The following is a 15,993-nucleotide window of genomic DNA, read 5'->3' as shown; positions in this document are numbered from 1 at the left end:
CTGGTCATCCTCTCAGACCAGCTAGGGATCGTCGCCTAGGTGAGCCGTTACCCCACCTACTAGCTAATCCCATCTGGGCACATCTGATGGCAAGAGGCCCGAAGGTCCCCCTCTTTGGTCTTGCGACATTATGCGGTATTAGCTACCGTTTCCAGTAGTTATCCCCCTCCATCAGGCAGTTTCCCAGACATTACTCACCCGTCCGCCACTCGTCACCCGAGAGCAAGCTCTCTGTGCTACCGTTCGACTTGCATGTGTTAGGCCTGCCGCCAGCGTTCAATCTGAGCCATGATCAAACTCTTCAATTTAAAAGTTTGATGCTCAATGAATTAAACTTCGTAATGAATTACGTGTTCACTCGTTGAGACTTGGTATTCATTTTTCGTCCGAGGACGTTAAGAATCCATGTCACCTTGAGTGCCCACACAGATTGTCTGATAAATTGTTAAAGAGCAGTGCCGCTTCGTTTTCGCTGCGGCGCGGGGTGTGCATATTACGCTTTCCCGCTTCAGAGTCAAGCGTTTAATTTGCTTTTCTCTGCTGACCCGGCGGCGTGTGTGCCGTTGTTCCGTGTCAGTGGAGGCGCATTATAGGGAGTAATTCTGGAGCTGCAAGGATAAAGTGAAAATTATTTACTGACTGCTCACTTTCCAGGCAAATTACATCCCAGTCCTCAATTCTGGCCTGGTTTTTAAACAAAAACGAGCCGCAAGCGGCTCGTTTTTGCGTTTTGTGACTTACTGCACTGCCACAATTCGGTCGTCGTTGGCTTCCAGACGGATAACTTTGCCCGGAACCAGTTCGCCTGACAGTATCTGCTGCGCCAGCGGGTTTTCGATCTGCTGCTGGATAGCACGTTTCAACGGACGTGCCCCGTAAACCGGATCGTAACCATTTTCGCTCAGCAGTTTCAGCGCATCGTCAGAGATGTGAATTTCATATCCACGCTCTTCCAGACGTTTGTACAGACGCTGCAGCTGGATCTGTGCAATCGACGCAATGTGTTTCTCACCCAGAGGATGGAATACCACCACTTCATCGATACGGTTGATGAACTCCGGACGGAAGTTATGGCTAACCACACCCAGAACCAGATCCTTCATATGGCTGTAATCCAGTTCACCGAAACGTTCCTGAATCAAATCGGAACCCAGGTTCGATGTCATGATCACGACCGTATTACGGAAATCCACCGTTCTCCCCTGCCCGTCGGTCAGACGACCATCATCCAGGACCTGCAGCAGAATGTTGAACACATCCGGGTGCGCTTTTTCCACTTCGTCCAGCAGGATGACGGAATAAGGACGACGGCGTACCGCTTCAGTCAGGTAACCGCCCTCTTCATAACCGACATATCCCGGAGGCGCACCCACCAGACGTGAAACGGAGTGTTTCTCCATAAACTCGGACATATCGATACGCACCATCGCGTCATCGCTGTCGAACATAAAGTTAGCCAGCGCTTTACACAGCTCGGTTTTACCGACACCGGTTGGCCCCAGGAACAGGAACGAACCAATCGGACGATTAGGATCAGACAATCCGGCGCGGCTACGACGGATGGCGTTGGAAACCGCTTCAACCGCCTCGTCCTGGCCAATCACGCGCTGATGCAGATCCTGCTCCATGCGCAGCAGTTTATCGCGTTCGCTTTCCATCATGCGTGCTACCGGAATACCGGTCCAGCGCGCCAGCACCTCAGCAATTTCCGCATCCGTTACTTTGTTACGTAACAGACGCATCGTTTTGCCTTCAGACTGCGTCGCAATCTCAAGCTGTTTCTCCAGCTCAGGGATTTTGCCGTACTGCAACTCTGACATTCGCGCCAGGTCACCCACACGACGCGCCTGCTCAATGGCAATTTTTGCCTGTTCGAGTTCAGCCTTAATGGTCTGAGTGCCAGAGAGTGACGCTTTCTCTGCCTTCCACTCTTCTTCTAACTCAGAATACTGGCGCTCTTTATCGTCCAGTTCCTCATTGAGCATATCGAGGCGTTTTTTACTGGCTTCATCAGACTCTTTCTTGAGTGCCTGCTGTTCCAGTTTGAGCTGAATGATACGACGGTCGAGTCTGTCCAACTCTTCCGGTTTCGAGTCTATCTGCATACGAATACTGGATGCGGCCTCATCGATAAGGTCGATCGCTTTATCCGGTAACTGACGGTCGGCGATATAACGATGCGAAAGCGTCGCTGCCGCAACAATCGCCGGGTCAGTGATCTGCACATGGTGGTGCAGCTCATAACGTTCTTTCAGACCACGCAGGATCGCGATGGTATCTTCCACGCTTGGTTCCGCGACAAACACCTTCTGGAAACGACGTTCAAGCGCAGCATCTTTTTCAATGTACTGACGGTACTCGTCCAGCGTCGTGGCACCCACACAGTGAAGTTCACCGCGTGCCAGTGCAGGTTTCAGCATGTTCCCGGCATCCATCGCGCCGTCTGCTTTACCGGCACCGACCATGGTGTGCAACTCATCGATAAACAGAATGACATTGCCTTCCTGTTTAGCCAGATCGTTAAGCACGCCTTTCAGACGCTCTTCGAATTCACCGCGATACTTCGCCCCGGCCACCAGCGCCCCCATATCCAGCGCCAGTACACGGCGGCCTTTCAGCCCTTCCGGTACTTCACCGTTTACAATACGCTGCGCCAGTCCTTCAACGATGGCGGTTTTACCAACACCCGGTTCACCAATCAGCACCGGGTTGTTTTTGGTACGGCGCTGCAGAACCTGAATAGTACGGCGAATTTCTTCATCACGGCCGATCACCGGGTCAAGTTTACCCTGCTCAGCACGCTCGGTCAGATCGACCGTAAATTTTTTCAAAGCCTGACGTTGGTCTTCGGCTCCCTGATCGTTCACGCTTTCACCCCCACGCATTTTCTCAATCGCCTGAGTCACATTGGCCGTGGTTGCGCCGGCAGTTTTCAGCAGGTCGGTCAGGGTACCGCGTGATTCAAGCGCCGCCAGAACAAACAGTTCCGACGAAATAAAGTTGTCCCCACGTTTTTGCGCCAGCTTGTCGCAAAGGTTCAGCACCCGCACCAGATCCTGGGACGGCTGAACGTCGCCGCCGGTACCTTCTACCTGCGGTAAACGGCTCAGCGCCTGATCGATGGCAGTGCGTAACTGGCCAGCATTAATGCCAGCAGACGTTAATAATGGACGTACCGATCCCCCTTCCTGATTCAGCAAGGCGCTCATTAAATGAAGAGGTTCGATGAATTGGTTGTCGTGCCCCAGTGCAAGGGACTGGGCATCGGCGAGAGCAAGCTGGAATTTATTAGTAAGACGATCCAGACGCATAACTCCTCCCATAACAGGTCAAATTTGCTACTGGAGATTAAATGAGGTCATCCCTCAATTATTCAAGGTTAATGACCTGAATTATGTGAAAAGAAAACGGCACGTGCCGGATCGTCTTGATTCTTTAGGTTATATCAGCCAAATAAAACTTGCCATACGCCCCGTCGTCTTGTCGCGGCGATAAGAGAAGAAATCACCCTTTTCGGTGAACGTACAGCGGTCACCGCCGAAGATCTGCGTCACCTTGACATTATTCAGACGCTGACGTGCAAGCTGATAAATATCGGCCAGATATTTTTCCCCCACGGGTTCGAAAGCGTTAACGGCTTGCGGATCTTTTGCCATAAACGCTTCACGAACCTCTGGGCCCACCTCGAATGCCTGAGGACCAATTGCCGGGCCAAGCCAGGCAATGATATTTGCAGGATCGTCTTTGAAGCAGGCGACGGTTTCTTCCAGCACGCCTTCACACAGACCACGCCAGCCCGCATGAGCAGCCGCAACCTCGGTACCCGCACGGTTACAAAACAGCACCGGCAGGCAATCGGCTGTCATCACCGCGCATACTGTTCCCGGCGTATCGCTGTAGGAGGCATCGGCACGTTTAGACGCGTAGGGTTCTCCCGTCAACTTCAGCACGGTTTTACCGTGAACCTGCTCAAGCCACACCGGTTTAGACGGTAAGTTGCCCGCAGCAAACAGCCGCGAGCGGTTTTCTTCAACGTGTTCCAGGTTGTCGCCGCAGTGTGCGCCAAGGTTCAAAGACGCCCACGCCCCCTGACTTACCCCGCCAACGCGGGTTGAACTGCAGGCAGCCACACCTTCAGGCAGTGGCCATTCCGGAACAATCAGTTTGGTCATAACCAGTCCACTTGATCTTTGTGTTCTTCAAAATCCGCGCGCATGGCGTCAATAAGCTCCACCATATCCTGCGGGATCGGCGCATGCCATTCCATTTGAATCCCTGAAATAGGGTGATAAAGGCGCAGCATGGTGGCGTGCAGCGCCTGACGATCAAACTTGCGCAGTACGCTAATGAACTCGTCCGATGCCCCTTTTGGCGGACGCGGACGACCACCGTAAACCTGATCCCCCACCAGCGGATGGGTGATGTGCGCCATATGAACGCGGATCTGGTGGGTACGACCGGTCTCCAGACGCAGACGCAGACGCGTATGAATGCGGAAATGTTCCATAATGCGATAGTGCGTTACCGCCGGTTTACCCATCGGATGCACCGACATATGAGTACGTTTGGTAGGGTGACGGCTGATCGGCTCATCAACCGTACCGCCAGCAGTCATATGGCCAATAGCCACGGCTTCATATTCGCGGGTGATCTCACGCAGCTGCAGTGATTCCACCAGGCGAGTCTGGGCAGGTACGGTCTTTGCCACCACCATCAGACCGGTGGTGTCTTTATCCAGACGATGCACGATACCGGCACGCGGCACATCAGCAATCGGCGGATAATAATGGAGCAGTGCGTTAAGTACCGTACCGTCAGGATTCCCCGCTCCCGGATGAACAACCAGGTCGCGCGGCTTGTTAATCACCAGAATGTCATCATCTTCATAGACGATGTCCAGTGGGATATCCTGTGGCTCGAAGCGGATTTCCTCTTCGATTTCAGCATTGATGGCGACAGCTTCCCCACCTAACACTTTCTCTTTCGGTTTGTCCCAGACTTTACCGTTTACCAGCACGCGCTGGTCAAGAATCCATTCTTTTATGCGTGAACGCGAATAATCAGGGAACAATTCGGCCAAAGCTTGATCTAAGCGTTGACCGAGCTGATTTTCGGAGACTGTTGCGGTGAGTTCTACTCGTTGTGCCATAAACTGCTTCTTCGTTTAACGTTGGGTTTTACGGCTTTGCCGTTTAATATAGTGTGCTATTGTAGCTGGTCTTAATCGGGAGCAGGAACAGAGTTTCTCCCGGACAAACATTTGAGGAAAGTCAAAACGTCATGACGCGCATGAAATATCTGGTGGCAGCGGCCACGTTGAGCCTGGCTTTGGTGGGCTGCTCCGGTTCAAATGAACAGGTCCCTGACAATCCGCCGAATGAAATCTATGCGACTGCACAACAAAAGTTGCAGGACGGTAACTGGAAACAGGCGATAACGCAACTGGAAGCGTTGGATAATCGCTATCCATTTGGTCCGTATTCGCAGCAGGTACAGTTAGATCTCATCTACGCATACTATAAAAATGCCGATCTGCCGCTGGCTCAGGCAACCATCGATCGTTTCATGCGTCTGAACCCGACTCATCCTAACATCGACTATGTAATGTACATGCGCGGTCTGACCAACATGGCGCTGGATGACAGTGCCCTGCAGGGCTTCTTCGGTGTGGATCGCTCCGACCGTGACCCGCAGCATGCGCGTGATGCGTTCAACGACTTTTCCAAACTGGTGCGCGGCTATCCGAACAGCCAGTACGTGACCGACGCCACCAAACGTCTGGTGTTCCTGAAAGACCGTCTGGCGAAATACGAATACTCGGTTGCTGAATACTACACCCGCCGTGGCGCATGGGTTGCCGTGGTTAACCGTGTAGAAGGAATGCTGCGTGATTATCCGGATACGCAGGCGACCCGCGACGGCCTGAAGCTGATGGAGAATGCTTACCGCCAGATGCAGATGACCGCACAGGCAGACAAGGTAGCAAAAATCATCGCCGCGAACAGCAGCAACACCTGATAGCGACGTCAAAGCAAAACGGCAGCCCGCGGGCTGCCGTTTTTTTATTCAATTCAGACAAAGCTGAAGCGGTTTAGCTTCAACACATCCTATCAACTATGACCGCAATTTTTGCCTTCGACAAGGTAAATCTCACCTCTTCCTGCCCTGCCTCACAAAAAAGATTCCCTGACAAAAACCGACAAAATAACGTGATCTAAATCACACATTTTGACATTAGGACAGGTATGCTGGAATCACCAAGACGGAAAGACAAGAGGTAAAATTTATGACAATGAACATTACCAGCAAACAAATGGAAATTACCCCGGCAATTCGCCAGCACGTCGCAGACCGTCTCGCCAAACTGGATAAATGGCAAACACACTTGATTAATCCACATATCATCCTGTCTAAAGAGCCGCAGGGGTTCATCGCTGACGCAACTATCAATACTCCAAACGGCCATCTGGTCGCCAGCGCAAAACACGAGGATATGTACACCGCTATTAACGATTTGATCAACAAGCTGGAACGGCAGCTCAATAAAGTGCAGCACAAAGGTGAAGCCCGTCGCGCCACGACCTCGGTGAAAGACGCCAGCTTCGCGGAAGAAGTTGAAGAAGAGTAATCCTTTAAATTGAGTTTACCGCCAACGCGCCTTCGGGCGCGTTTTTTATTGACAGGGTGAAAACAGTACGGGTACTTTAACGTTATCAACCACAGGATGATTTCATGAAACTGACGCCGTTTTTCTTCGCATTCTTTTTTACCTTCCCCTGAACGGGAGGCGTTTCGTCGTGTGATAAAGAATGCGAAGACGAACAACAAGGCCTCCCACACCGGGGGCCTTTTTTATTGATAACGATAAAACGAGACAGACAACACTATGACACCGGAAAACCCGTTACTGGATCTGCGAGTAAAAATCAGCGCGCTGGATGAAAAATTACTGGCACTTCTGGCTGAACGCCGCGCGCTCGCCATCGAAGTGGGTAAAGCCAAACTGGACTCCCACCGTCCGGTACGTGATATCGACCGCGAACGCGACCTGCTGGAACGTCTGATTCAACTCGGCAAAGCCCATCACCTTGACGCACATTACATCACCCGTTTGTTCCAGCTCATCATCGAAGACTCTGTTCTGACCCAGCAAGCGCTGTTGCAGCAGCATCTGAATAAAACCAACCCGCACTCTGCCCGCATCGCGTTTCTTGGCCCTAAGGGCTCCTACTCCCATCTGGCTGCCCGCCAGTACGCTGCACGTCATTTTGAAGAGTTCATTGAGAGCGGCTGCGCAAAGTTCGCCGATATTTTCAATCAGGTGGAAACCGGCCAGGCGGATTACGCCGTCGTGCCGATTGAGAACACCAGTTCCGGTGCCATCAACGACGTGTACGATTTGCTGCAACACACCAGCCTGTCGCTGGTTGGGGAGCTGACAATTCCTATCGATCACTGCGTGCTGGTCTCTGGCTCAACCGATTTGAGCACCATCGAGACGGTCTACAGCCATCCGCAGCCGTTCCAGCAGTGCAGTCAGTTCCTGAACCGTTATCCGAACTGGAAAATTGAGTACACCGAAAGCACCTCCGCGGCGATGGAAAAAGTCGCCCAGGCAAACTCCCCCACCGTCGCGGCGCTGGGCAGCGAGGCGGGCGGTGCGCTGTATGGTCTCCAGGTTCTGGAACGTAACCTGGCAAACCAGACGCAAAACATTACCCGCTTCATCGTGCTGGCACGCAAAGCCATTAATGTCTCTGATCAGGTGCCCGCCAAAACCACCCTGTTGATGGCAACCGGGCAGCAGGCAGGCGCACTGGTTGAAGCGCTGCTGGTACTGCGTAACCACAATCTGATCATGACCCGACTCGAATCGCGCCCGATTCACGGCAATCCGTGGGAAGAGATGTTCTATCTCGACATTCAGGCCAACCTGGAATCACCGTCCATGCAGAAAGCCCTGCGTGAACTGAGCGAAATCACCCGTTCAATGAAGGTGCTGGGCTGTTATCCGAGCGAAAACGTGGTACCGGTTGACCCAAGCTAACGTTCGATAAACCGGCTTTTCTTCATCCCTGCCACACTGACCGGCAGGGTGAAGATAGCGCCGGAAAGGGGATATTGCGCCACCTCCTGCGCATCCATATTTTCCCGCGTGGTCGTGATAAACAGCGTTTTCATATCGTCACCGCCAAAGCAGACCATCGTTGGGCAACGGACCGGCATACGGTACTCTTCCAGTTGCTCTCCCTGAGGTGAAAAGCGCGCGATGCGCCAGCCATCAAACAGCGCACTCCAGTAACAGCCTTCCACGTCCATCGCGGCACCGTCAGGTATCCCTTCGCCGTCGTTGAACCGGCGGAATATCTCCCTTTTACTGGGTTCCCCCTGCTCATCCAGTGGGGTACGGTAGATAACGCCGTTTGGCGTATCAGAAGTAAACATCCACCGCTGGTCGGGGCTGAATGCCAGACCATTGTGGCCATGAATGTCGCACTGGATAACTTTTGGCGTCAGATCGTTATCAATGCGCATCAGCAGCGCCCCGTTGTAATCACCCGGTGCCCAGAAGGTCCCGGCGTAGAACTGGCCCCGGTGATCGGTTCCCCCATCATTGAAACGCGCAAGCTGCGGATTCGACGGGTTATCACAGACTTTGCGCTGCAGCAGACCGTGTTTATCGGAAAGCCAGATGCCGCTTCGCATCGCGACGATAAAGCCGCCGCGTTCGCGCAGGGCGAAACACCCCACCTCTTCGTGGAAAGAGAGCACGGTGTGTTCCGCCGTGGGTAAATGATAACGGTGGATCTCACCTTCAAGAATATCCGCCCAGTAGAGCGCATTTTCCTCTGCACTCCACGTCGGGCATTCGGGCAGATGCCCGGTGTAGTTCAACAGCAGCTGCGGTTCGGCCATGACAGTTCCCCAAAATGAAAAAAGCCAGCAATGCTGGCTTTCAGTATATACATCATCGCATTACTGGCGACTGTCATTTGCCTGACGCAACAGCGTGCGGCTCTCGCTCTGGAAACGTTGCGCGTAATCGCCAAACCAGTGTTCGACCTTACGGAAGCTGTCGATAAACGCCTGCTTGTCTCCGTGCTCCAGCAGCGTAATGGCTTCGCCAAATCGCTGGTAGTAACGCTTAATTAGTGCCAGGTTGTTCTCAGACGACATAATAATGTCGGCGTAAAGCTGGGGATCCTGAGCAAACAGACGCCCTACCATCGCCAGCTCCAGACGATAGATAGGCGAAGAGAGTGCCAATAACTGCTCAAGCTGCACATTCTCTTCCGCCAGATGCAGCCCATAGGCAAAGGTCGCAAAGTGGCGCAGCGCCTGGATGAACGCCATGTTCTGATCGTGTTCAACCGCGCTGATGCGGTGCAGCCGCGCGCCCCAAACCTGAATCTGTTCCAGGAACCACTGGTAGGCTTCCGGCTGACGACCATCGCAGTAGACCACCACCTGTTTCGCCAGGCTGCCGCTGTCCGGGCCAAACATAGGATGTAGCCCCAGGACCGGCCCCGTGTGCGCAGCCAGCATTGCCTGCAGCGGACCATTTTTCACGGACGCTAAATCCACCAGGATGCAATCTGCAGGTAGCGGAGGAAGCTTCGCAATGATCTGCTCCGTCACGTGAATCGGCACGCTGACAATGACCATTCCGGCATCTTTCATCAGCTCCGGCGCTTTTGCCCAGTCCTCTTTTTCCAGGATACGCACCTGATAGCCAGACAGGGTCAGCATTTTTTCAAACAGCCGCCCCATCTGACCCGCACCGCCCACAATAACGACCGGGCGCAGGGACGGGCAAAGGGTTTTGAAGCCTTTATCGTTTTCGCTGGAGTAGGACTCCCGCATCACACGACGCAAGACATCTTCAATCAAATCCGGCGAGACGCCCAGCGCCTGGGCCTCTTTACGACGGGAAGCCAGCATGGAGGCCTCGCGCTCCGGAACGTAAATCGGCAGGCCATATTTGCTTTTGACCTCACCCACCTCGGCAACCAGCGCCATACGGCGTGCTAACAGATCCAGCAGCGCCTTATCCACTTCATCAATTTGATCGCGTAATGCGGTCAATTCAGCAACCATACCTAACCTCTTAAGCCAGACGCGTCGCCAGCTGGCCGTTTATATCTTTGTGGATCTCACGCAGCAGCGCATCGGTGGTTTCCCAGCTGATGCAGGCATCCGTCACGGACACACCGTACTTCATTGCGCTGCGCGGTTGTTCAGATGATTGATTGCCTTCATGAATATTGCTCTCAATCATCAGACCGATAATAGAACGGTTGCCGTCTTTGATTTGTGCGACCACCGATTCCGCCACCGCAGGCTGACGACGGTAATCTTTGTTCGAATTACCATGACTGCAATCTACCATCAGTGCCGGGCGCAGTCCCGCCTGCTCCATCTCTTTTTCACACTGTGCCACATCTGCCGGGCTGTAGTTTGGCGCTTTACCGCCACGCAGGATCACATGACCGTCCGGATTACCCTGCGTCTGCAGGAGACAAACCTGGCCCGCCTGGTTAATACCCACAAAGCGATGCGGCATGGCCGCGGCGCGCATGGCGTTGATCGCCGTGGCAAGGCTACCGTCGGTCCCGTTTTTAAAACCAACCGGCATCGACAGACCAGACGCCATTTCACGGTGGGTTTGTGATTCCGTGGTACGCGCACCAATCGCAGACCAGCTAAACAGATCGCCCAGGTACTGCGGGCTGTTCGGATCCAGCGCTTCGGTTGCCAGTGGCAGCCCCATGCTGACCAGCTCAACCAGCAGGCGACGCGCAATCTTCAGACCGGCTTCCACATCAAACGAGCCATCCATGTGCGGATCGTTAATCAACCCTTTCCAGCCAACGGTGGTACGTGGCTTCTCAAAATAGACGCGCATCACCAGGTAGAGGCTATCGCTGACCTCCTCCGCTAATGCTTTAAATCGACGAGCGTACTCAATGGCGGTTTCAGGATCGTGAATGGAACAAGGACCACATACCACCAGCAGACGCGGATCGCGGCCAGCGATAATGTCAGAAATGGTCTGGCGCGAGTGCTCAATTTGAGCCTCCTGCGCGGCGCTCAGCGGGAACTCCGCTTTCAGTTGATCCGGTGTAATCAAAACCTGTTCGTCAGTGATATGTACGTTGTTCAGCGCGTCTTTTTGCATGATGGCGATCCTGTAAAGCTCGTTTGCGATAGGTGTTTTCCTCGAAGAGGTGAAACAACGATACCACAACAAGTAAAGATTTCAATCCAAAATACGTACACTTTACTTTACAAAGTCCATTTTACTGCAAAAATCAGCCGACAAAATCGTAAACATAAAATTACACCACCATTTTCTTTTGCCAGGCTATGCTGAAGAAAAAAGGAGAATGGCTATGCGTTCAATCGCTCTGATGCTGTTGTCGCTGTTTTTATCGGGCTGTCAGATCAATCCTTATACCTTCCAGCCCGACTGGACTAGTCCCAGCTGGTTTGATGCGGGTAAAGAAGACGCCATGAATGGTCTGCCGGTTAAAGATAATCAGACGCTGGCCGATAGTTTTAACGACCCGCAGGTTGATCGTAGTGAATATCTTCGTGGCTACGCCGACGGACAGAAAAAAGTGTGTGAGGAAGGTTTTATTCACGTCTGGGGAGTAGCAGGCAAATCTTTCCCGGCCAGTTGTGATACTGTTGAAAACGCAGCAAAACTGCATGAATCATGGCAACAAGGAATGGATGAAAGTATGCGTTCCAGCAGACTTAATTAAGCCGTTTTTTATACGCCGGAATATATACAACTGTAGGATTTAGCTTAGGTCGTACTCAGTACATTTCTGACATAATGACGGCTTTGATAAACAATGGTATTCTGCCGACAACTCGTAAGGACATCTATTTTCCAGAGCGGTATGGCGGATTCTGGTGAGAAATTCATTCTTGATCTCTTTGTTCCGACTCACTCTGGTGCTAATGCTGTTCTTTATGGTGGGCCCAGCACCGGCAGCCACGTTCACAGAAACCGATAAATCGGTACGTTCGATTGTATCGGGTATTGTGAGCTATACCCGATGGCCGTCACTTTCCGGGCAACCTAAACTCTGCGTTTATGCCTCGTCTCACTACACGCAAGCACTGAGCAGCGAAGAGGGGCAAAGCGAGTTACCTTATACTCCCGTCATTGTACGTAACGATCAGGAAGCCCTGTCCGCGACGTGTGATGCTATTTATTTCGGGGCTGAATCGCCTGCAAAACAACTTGAATTAATAAGTCAATATCAGGGCAGAGCATTGCTATTAATCTCAGAGCAGAATCCGGAATGTGTTATTGGCAGTGCATTCTGCCTGATAATCGATCATAACCAGGTCAGATTTTCCGTTAATCTGGATGCATTGACGCGCAGTGGCGTACGCGTCAATCCGGATGTATTAATGCTGGCACGGAATAAGCAGCATGGATAAAGAAATCACTTCAACGCCACGTCCAACGTTTAAAAGCACGTTGAGACGAATCAGCATGATAAGCGTCATCATCACCATGACGTTAATTTGGCTCCTGCTCTGTTTTGCTTCTGTGGTGACATTAAAGCAATACGCCCAAAAAAATCTCGAATTAACCGGCGCAACAATGAGCCACAGCCTTGAAGCCTCACTGGTCTTTAATGATTCGCTGGCGGCTAACGAAACGCTCGCCACCCTGGGTAAACAGGGCCAGTTTGCCGTGGCTGAGGTTCTTAACGCGCATAAAAAGCGGTTTGCTTACTGGTCCTGGAACCCGGAAGAGAATAACGACACGCTGGGTGCATTGGTTAGCCGCTGGCTGTTCCCCGACCCGGTCGCGCAGCCCATCATGCATAACGGTAATGCGATCGGCGAAATTCGCCTGACCGCACGCGATAATCTCATCAGCCATTTCATCTGGCTGTCGTTTGCCGTTCTTACCGGCTGTATTCTTTTTGCCACCGCCGTCGCGCTTACGATTACACAATCTCTGCATCATGGCATGGTCACGGCGCTGCAAAACATCACCGACGTCGTGCATGACGTACGCACCAACCGCAACTTTTCCCGGCGGGTGAAGGATGGCCGCATCGAAGAATTCCACCAGTTTGGCGAAGATTTCAACAGTCTGCTGGATGAAATGGAAGAGTGGCAGCTTAAGCTGCAGGCGAAAAACGCTCAGCTACTGCGTACCGCTATGCACGATCCTCTCACCGGCCTCGCCAATCGGGCGGCGTTTCGTAGCAGCATCGCGGCATTAATGCACGACGCCTCCGCAAAAACCAACACTGCCCTGCTCTTCCTCGACGGTGATAATTTCAAGTTTATTAACGATACCTGGGGACATGCTGCGGGCGATTGCGTCCTGATTGAAGTCGCCCGCCGGATGGTTGAGTTTGGCGATAAGCGTCATCAGTCATACCGCCTTGGCGGTGACGAGTTTGCGATGGTGCTGTACGGCGTGCAGTCTGCCGCAGAGGTTCAACAGAGTTGTGCTGCGCTGTCGCAGCAGTTTATGCGCCCGTTCGATCTGCATAACGGGCAGACAGCAACGATGTCACTTAGCATTGGCTTTGCTCTGGCGTGGGAAAGTGCCTCTGTGGAAGCATTACTGGAGCAAGCCGACCGCAACATGTACCAGGATAAAAACCAGCGTACAAAAGCAATAACTTAGAAAGGATACGATATGTTAAAGCGATACTTTGCGCCGTTATTTCTCGCTTCAATGGTACTGGCGGGTTGTCAGTCACCGCCTGAAGGTAAATTCACCCCTGAGCAAATTGCGGCGATGAAGTCATACGGTTTTAACGAACTGAATGGCGACTGGTCTTTGGGCCTGTCAGATACGATCCTGTTTGATAAAAATGACGCCAGACTGCGCCCGGAAAGTGAAGCGCAGATCCGCTCCATGGCCTCTCGCCTGGCGGCTACCGGCCTGAAACACGCGCGTATGGATGGCCACACCGATAATTACGGTGAAGAGAGCTACAATGAAGCGCTGTCGTTAAAACGTGCCAATGCGGTGGCTGACGTCTGGGCCAAAGGCGCCAATATCCCGCGCAGCAACCTCACCACGCAGGGATTAGGAAAAAAATATCCGGTTTCCAGCAACAGTACGGCGCAAGGGCGTGCTGAAAACCGTCGGGTCGCGGTGGTCATCAGCACGCCATAGCCTTATTTAACGGATGATTGTGCGAGCGACACGCCAGTTGCCGCTCGCCAGCGTAGCCAGTCAATCAGCATAAACAGCGCCAGGCTCACGCCTATCACCGGCAATGCCAGCCCCAGCAATACGCTGACCACCACCGTGACGGCTTTTCCCCATCCCGGGAGCGCCAGCCAGCACTGACAAAGCGTCTGAAGCGGATCCGCCGTCGATTGCGCCGGACGACGCATCCACCACATCCGATATCCCCAGACAATCAGCACACACAGCGCCAGGCCAAATGCGACGAGCAGTAACTGGTTAACCAGCCCGAATAAGATCCCCATATGGAAATCCACACCCCAGCGGGTCAGCTTTGCCATTAACGGGAAATCCTCAAAGCGGGTTCTGTCCAGAATTTGCATGGAATTTGGATCCACCGCAACGGCATCCACCTGGGTCGGCCAGCTGCGGTCAATTTCCGTCACGGTCCACGCCTGGTCAGCGCTTTTCGCCGGGCGGATTTCGAGTTTATTCGCATCAATCCCGGCCTGGCGGGCAGCGTGCAATACGCCATCGAACTGGGTCAGATCCATCGTCATGTCGGGCATCATCATACCAGCATGATGCCCATGGTGTTCAGCGTGCTCATCCATCGTGACGGGCGCACCCGAAAGCGTGGTGTTCACCTGCGGCGTGAGCCAGTTCATCTGCGCGCGCAGTTTATCCACGTTGCCGCCCGCCCATTGGGACCACGTCAGGCCGGTCGCAGAAAACAGCAACATTCCCCCCAGCAGCACCCAGCCCAGCGTGACATGCAGGCGACGCCGGTTCTGAAAACGATTGTTGAGCCGACGTTTTGGCCGGGTATAAAACCACAGCGCAATCCCGCCCAGCGCGGCGACCCACATCCACGAGGCGGCCAGCTCGCTGTAGAGCCGACCAACGTTACCCAGCATCAGGGACGTATGCAGATAATCAATGGTCTGGCGTAGCGGTAAAATCCCGCTGGTGCCATACACGGTCATATCGCCACGCACCGCAAGAGTAACGGGATCGATAAAAATAGCGCGGGTCTCCGATGGGCCAAGCGACGGGTCGGCAAACATCACCCGGGTGGTTTCACCCGCAGCGAGGCCAGGACGAACGGCGTATAAACGCAGATCGGTGCCGATGTTTTTTTCCGCCACGGCGATCTGTTCCGCCAGCGGTTGGAGTTCCCCCACGGAATCCGTATGGAGTGCGTGCCGGTACAGAATATTTTCCAGCTGCGGTGTCGCCACGTACAGCGTACCGGTCAGCGCGGCGAAGAAGATAAACGGGCCGACAAACAGCCCGACATAGAAATGGAGTCGACGCAGCAGGTTTCCCCATGCCGCGCGCGGAGTGCAGGTAGTCATACTTTTCCTTTTTAAGGCAAAAAGTTATCGATATTTTTTAAAGGGAAAAAGCAGACTGCCGCGGCGGCGCGCGGGTATCAGGATAAAGCCAGGGGAAAAAGTGCCAGTGGCTGACCGCCTGACGCGGCGTCCTAACACGCAGCATTTGCAGCACGATACTGAGCAGCACAATCAGCGCGAGTATCATGCCCGGCACGTGGGCTAATAGCACGCAGTAGCCACAGGCTTCCGCATGGTCAACCGGCATGCTGTGCTGCATATCGCCGTGGTGCTCATCCATCGACATCATGCTCATGTCATGGTGCATCCCCGGCATGGCACTCATGGGATCTTTTTGCAGCGAGACGGAGATCAGCGGTGCGATCACGATCAGCAGGATCGCAAACAGCGCGGTCAATGCCGCTGCGCGTTTCCAGTTATGCTGATGCAGTACGTTAATCACTTACCCTC

Annotated in this window: 16 protein-coding genes, 1 rRNA gene and 1 other annotated feature; of the genes, 8 read left to right on the top strand and 9 right to left on the bottom strand. The window is 53.3% G+C overall.

The window, feature by feature from the left end; genetic code table 11:
- The 4 genes from EQV24_RS15630 to rluD form a co-directional block, all read right to left on the bottom strand.
- Positions 1-308, bottom strand: a 16S ribosomal RNA gene (locus EQV24_RS15630); the annotation flags it as partial.
- Positions 309-737: 429 nt separating this feature from the next.
- Complete coding sequence (clpB, locus tag EQV24_RS15625; RefSeq protein WP_013098336.1) at positions 738-3,311, bottom strand: ATP-dependent chaperone ClpB; 2,574 nt, start codon at positions 3,309-3,311, stop codon at positions 738-740.
- 129 nt (positions 3,312-3,440) lie between these two features.
- Entirely contained in the window at positions 3,441-4,172 is a 732-nt protein-coding gene (yfiH, locus tag EQV24_RS15620; RefSeq protein ID WP_040023409.1) for a purine nucleoside phosphorylase YfiH, read from the bottom strand.
- Positions 4,169-5,149, bottom strand: coding sequence for a 23S rRNA pseudouridine(1911/1915/1917) synthase RluD (rluD, locus tag EQV24_RS15615; protein ID WP_029882082.1), 981 nt, complete (start codon positions 5,147-5,149; stop codon positions 4,169-4,171). The genes yfiH and rluD overlap by 4 nt, the downstream gene beginning before the upstream one ends.
- A gap of 131 nt (positions 5,150-5,280) precedes the next feature.
- On the opposite strand from rluD, the gene bamD reads away from it, so the two are divergent.
- From bamD to pheA, 4 genes are all read left to right on the top strand, one after another.
- Complete coding sequence (gene bamD / locus EQV24_RS15610; RefSeq protein ID WP_013098339.1) at positions 5,281-6,018, top strand: outer membrane protein assembly factor BamD; 738 nt, start codon at positions 5,281-5,283, stop codon at positions 6,016-6,018.
- 268 nt (positions 6,019-6,286) lie between these two features.
- Positions 6,287-6,628: a ribosome-associated translation inhibitor RaiA gene (gene raiA, locus EQV24_RS15605; RefSeq protein ID WP_008502470.1), complete on the top strand. Its 342-nt coding sequence runs from the start codon at positions 6,287-6,289 to the stop codon at positions 6,626-6,628.
- 103 nt (positions 6,629-6,731) lie between these two features.
- Positions 6,732-6,856: a sequence feature (Phe leader region), on the top strand.
- Positions 6,733-6,780 carry a pheA operon leader peptide PheL gene (gene pheL, locus EQV24_RS15600; RefSeq protein ID WP_100249759.1) on the top strand — a complete coding sequence of 16 codons (48 nt, stop codon included), beginning with the start codon at positions 6,733-6,735 and terminating at the stop codon, positions 6,778-6,780. Its footprint overlaps the feature before it by 48 nt.
- 30 nt (positions 6,857-6,886) lie before the next feature.
- Positions 6,887-8,047, top strand: a complete 1,161-nt coding sequence (gene pheA, locus EQV24_RS15595) for a bifunctional chorismate mutase/prephenate dehydratase (protein ID WP_013098340.1) — start codon at positions 6,887-6,889, stop codon at positions 8,045-8,047.
- On the opposite strand, the gene EQV24_RS15590 is transcribed toward pheA, so the two are convergent.
- The 3 genes from EQV24_RS15590 to aroF are packed head-to-tail and all read right to left on the bottom strand — an operon-like array spanning position 8,044 to position 11,179.
- Positions 8,044-8,916 (bottom strand): SMP-30/gluconolactonase/LRE family protein, encoded by an 873-nt coding sequence (locus tag EQV24_RS15590; RefSeq protein WP_130626773.1) that lies wholly within the window; start codon positions 8,914-8,916, stop codon positions 8,044-8,046. The genes pheA and EQV24_RS15590 overlap by 4 nt on opposite strands.
- A gap of 60 nt (positions 8,917-8,976) precedes the next feature.
- On the bottom strand, positions 8,977-10,098 hold the full coding sequence (gene tyrA, locus EQV24_RS15585) for a bifunctional chorismate mutase/prephenate dehydrogenase (protein ID WP_013098342.1): 1,122 nt from the start codon (positions 10,096-10,098) through the stop codon (positions 8,977-8,979).
- A 10-nt stretch (positions 10,099-10,108) separates the two neighbouring features.
- Positions 10,109-11,179 (bottom strand): 3-deoxy-7-phosphoheptulonate synthase AroF, encoded by a 1,071-nt coding sequence (aroF, locus tag EQV24_RS15580; RefSeq protein ID WP_013098343.1) that lies wholly within the window; start codon positions 11,177-11,179, stop codon positions 10,109-10,111.
- A 214-nt stretch (positions 11,180-11,393) separates the two neighbouring features.
- Between aroF and EQV24_RS15575 the strand changes: the two genes are divergently transcribed.
- The 4 genes from EQV24_RS15575 (at position 11,394) to EQV24_RS15560 (ending at position 14,170) form a co-directional block, all read left to right on the top strand.
- Complete coding sequence (locus EQV24_RS15575) at positions 11,394-11,768, top strand: DUF2799 domain-containing protein (protein ID WP_130626772.1); 375 nt, start codon at positions 11,394-11,396, stop codon at positions 11,766-11,768.
- A 202-nt stretch (positions 11,769-11,970) separates the two neighbouring features.
- Positions 11,971-12,459: a YfiR family protein gene (locus EQV24_RS15570; RefSeq protein WP_013098345.1), complete on the top strand. Its 489-nt coding sequence runs from the start codon at positions 11,971-11,973 to the stop codon at positions 12,457-12,459.
- Positions 12,452-13,672, top strand: coding sequence for a diguanylate cyclase DgcN (dgcN, locus tag EQV24_RS15565; protein WP_130626771.1), 1,221 nt, complete (start codon positions 12,452-12,454; stop codon positions 13,670-13,672). Before EQV24_RS15570 ends, dgcN begins: the two co-directional genes overlap by 8 nt.
- Positions 13,673-13,684: 12 nt before the next feature.
- Positions 13,685-14,170, top strand: coding sequence for an OmpA family protein (locus EQV24_RS15560; RefSeq protein WP_045901429.1), 486 nt, complete (start codon positions 13,685-13,687; stop codon positions 14,168-14,170).
- A gap of 2 nt (positions 14,171-14,172) precedes the next feature.
- On the opposite strand, the gene EQV24_RS15555 is transcribed toward EQV24_RS15560, so the two are convergent.
- Entirely contained in the window at positions 14,173-15,543 is a 1,371-nt protein-coding gene (locus EQV24_RS15555) for a PepSY-associated TM helix domain-containing protein (protein ID WP_130626770.1), read from the bottom strand.
- Between the two features lie 37 nt (positions 15,544-15,580).
- A complete protein-coding gene (locus tag EQV24_RS15550; protein ID WP_130626769.1) occupies positions 15,581-15,985 on the bottom strand; it encodes a DUF2946 domain-containing protein in 405 nt (134 codons plus the stop codon).
- Between the last annotated feature and the right edge of the window lie 8 nt (positions 15,986-15,993).

Source organism: Enterobacter sp. A8, from assembly GCF_004296595.1.
Taxonomy (GTDB): Bacteria; Pseudomonadota; Gammaproteobacteria; order Enterobacterales; family Enterobacteriaceae; genus Enterobacter; species Enterobacter cloacae.
The sequence above is the reverse complement of the archived record's forward strand: the minus strand, read 5'-3'. Positions and strand labels throughout refer to the sequence as shown.

Bases quoted from the DNA above. Each gene is read 5' to 3' on its own strand.
- clpB (WP_013098336.1), bottom strand. From the start codon at position 3,311: ATGCGTCTGGATCGTCTTACTAATAAATTCCAGCTTGCTCTCGCCGAT.
- yfiH (WP_040023409.1), bottom strand. From the start codon at position 4,172: ATGACCAAACTGATTGTTCCGGAATGGCCACTGCCTGAAGGTGTGGCT.
- rluD (WP_029882082.1), bottom strand. From the start codon at position 5,149: ATGGCACAACGAGTAGAACTCACCGCAACAGTCTCCGAAAATCAGCTC.
- bamD (WP_013098339.1), top strand. From the start codon at position 5,281: ATGACGCGCATGAAATATCTGGTGGCAGCGGCCACGTTGAGCCTGGCT.
- raiA (WP_008502470.1), top strand. From the start codon at position 6,287: ATGACAATGAACATTACCAGCAAACAAATGGAAATTACCCCGGCAATT.
- pheA (WP_013098340.1), top strand. From the start codon at position 6,887: ATGACACCGGAAAACCCGTTACTGGATCTGCGAGTAAAAATCAGCGCG.
- EQV24_RS15590 (WP_130626773.1), bottom strand. From the start codon at position 8,916: ATGGCCGAACCGCAGCTGCTGTTGAACTACACCGGGCATCTGCCCGAA.
- tyrA (WP_013098342.1), bottom strand. From the start codon at position 10,098: ATGGTTGCTGAATTGACCGCATTACGCGATCAAATTGATGAAGTGGAT.
- aroF (WP_013098343.1), bottom strand. From the start codon at position 11,179: ATGCAAAAAGACGCGCTGAACAACGTACATATCACTGACGAACAGGTT.
- EQV24_RS15575 (WP_130626772.1), top strand. From the start codon at position 11,394: ATGCGTTCAATCGCTCTGATGCTGTTGTCGCTGTTTTTATCGGGCTGT.
- EQV24_RS15570 (WP_013098345.1), top strand. From the start codon at position 11,971: ATGCTGTTCTTTATGGTGGGCCCAGCACCGGCAGCCACGTTCACAGAA.
- dgcN (WP_130626771.1), top strand. From the start codon at position 12,452: ATGGATAAAGAAATCACTTCAACGCCACGTCCAACGTTTAAAAGCACG.
- EQV24_RS15560 (WP_045901429.1), top strand. From the start codon at position 13,685: ATGTTAAAGCGATACTTTGCGCCGTTATTTCTCGCTTCAATGGTACTG.
- EQV24_RS15555 (WP_130626770.1), bottom strand. From the start codon at position 15,543: ATGACTACCTGCACTCCGCGCGCGGCATGGGGAAACCTGCTGCGTCGA.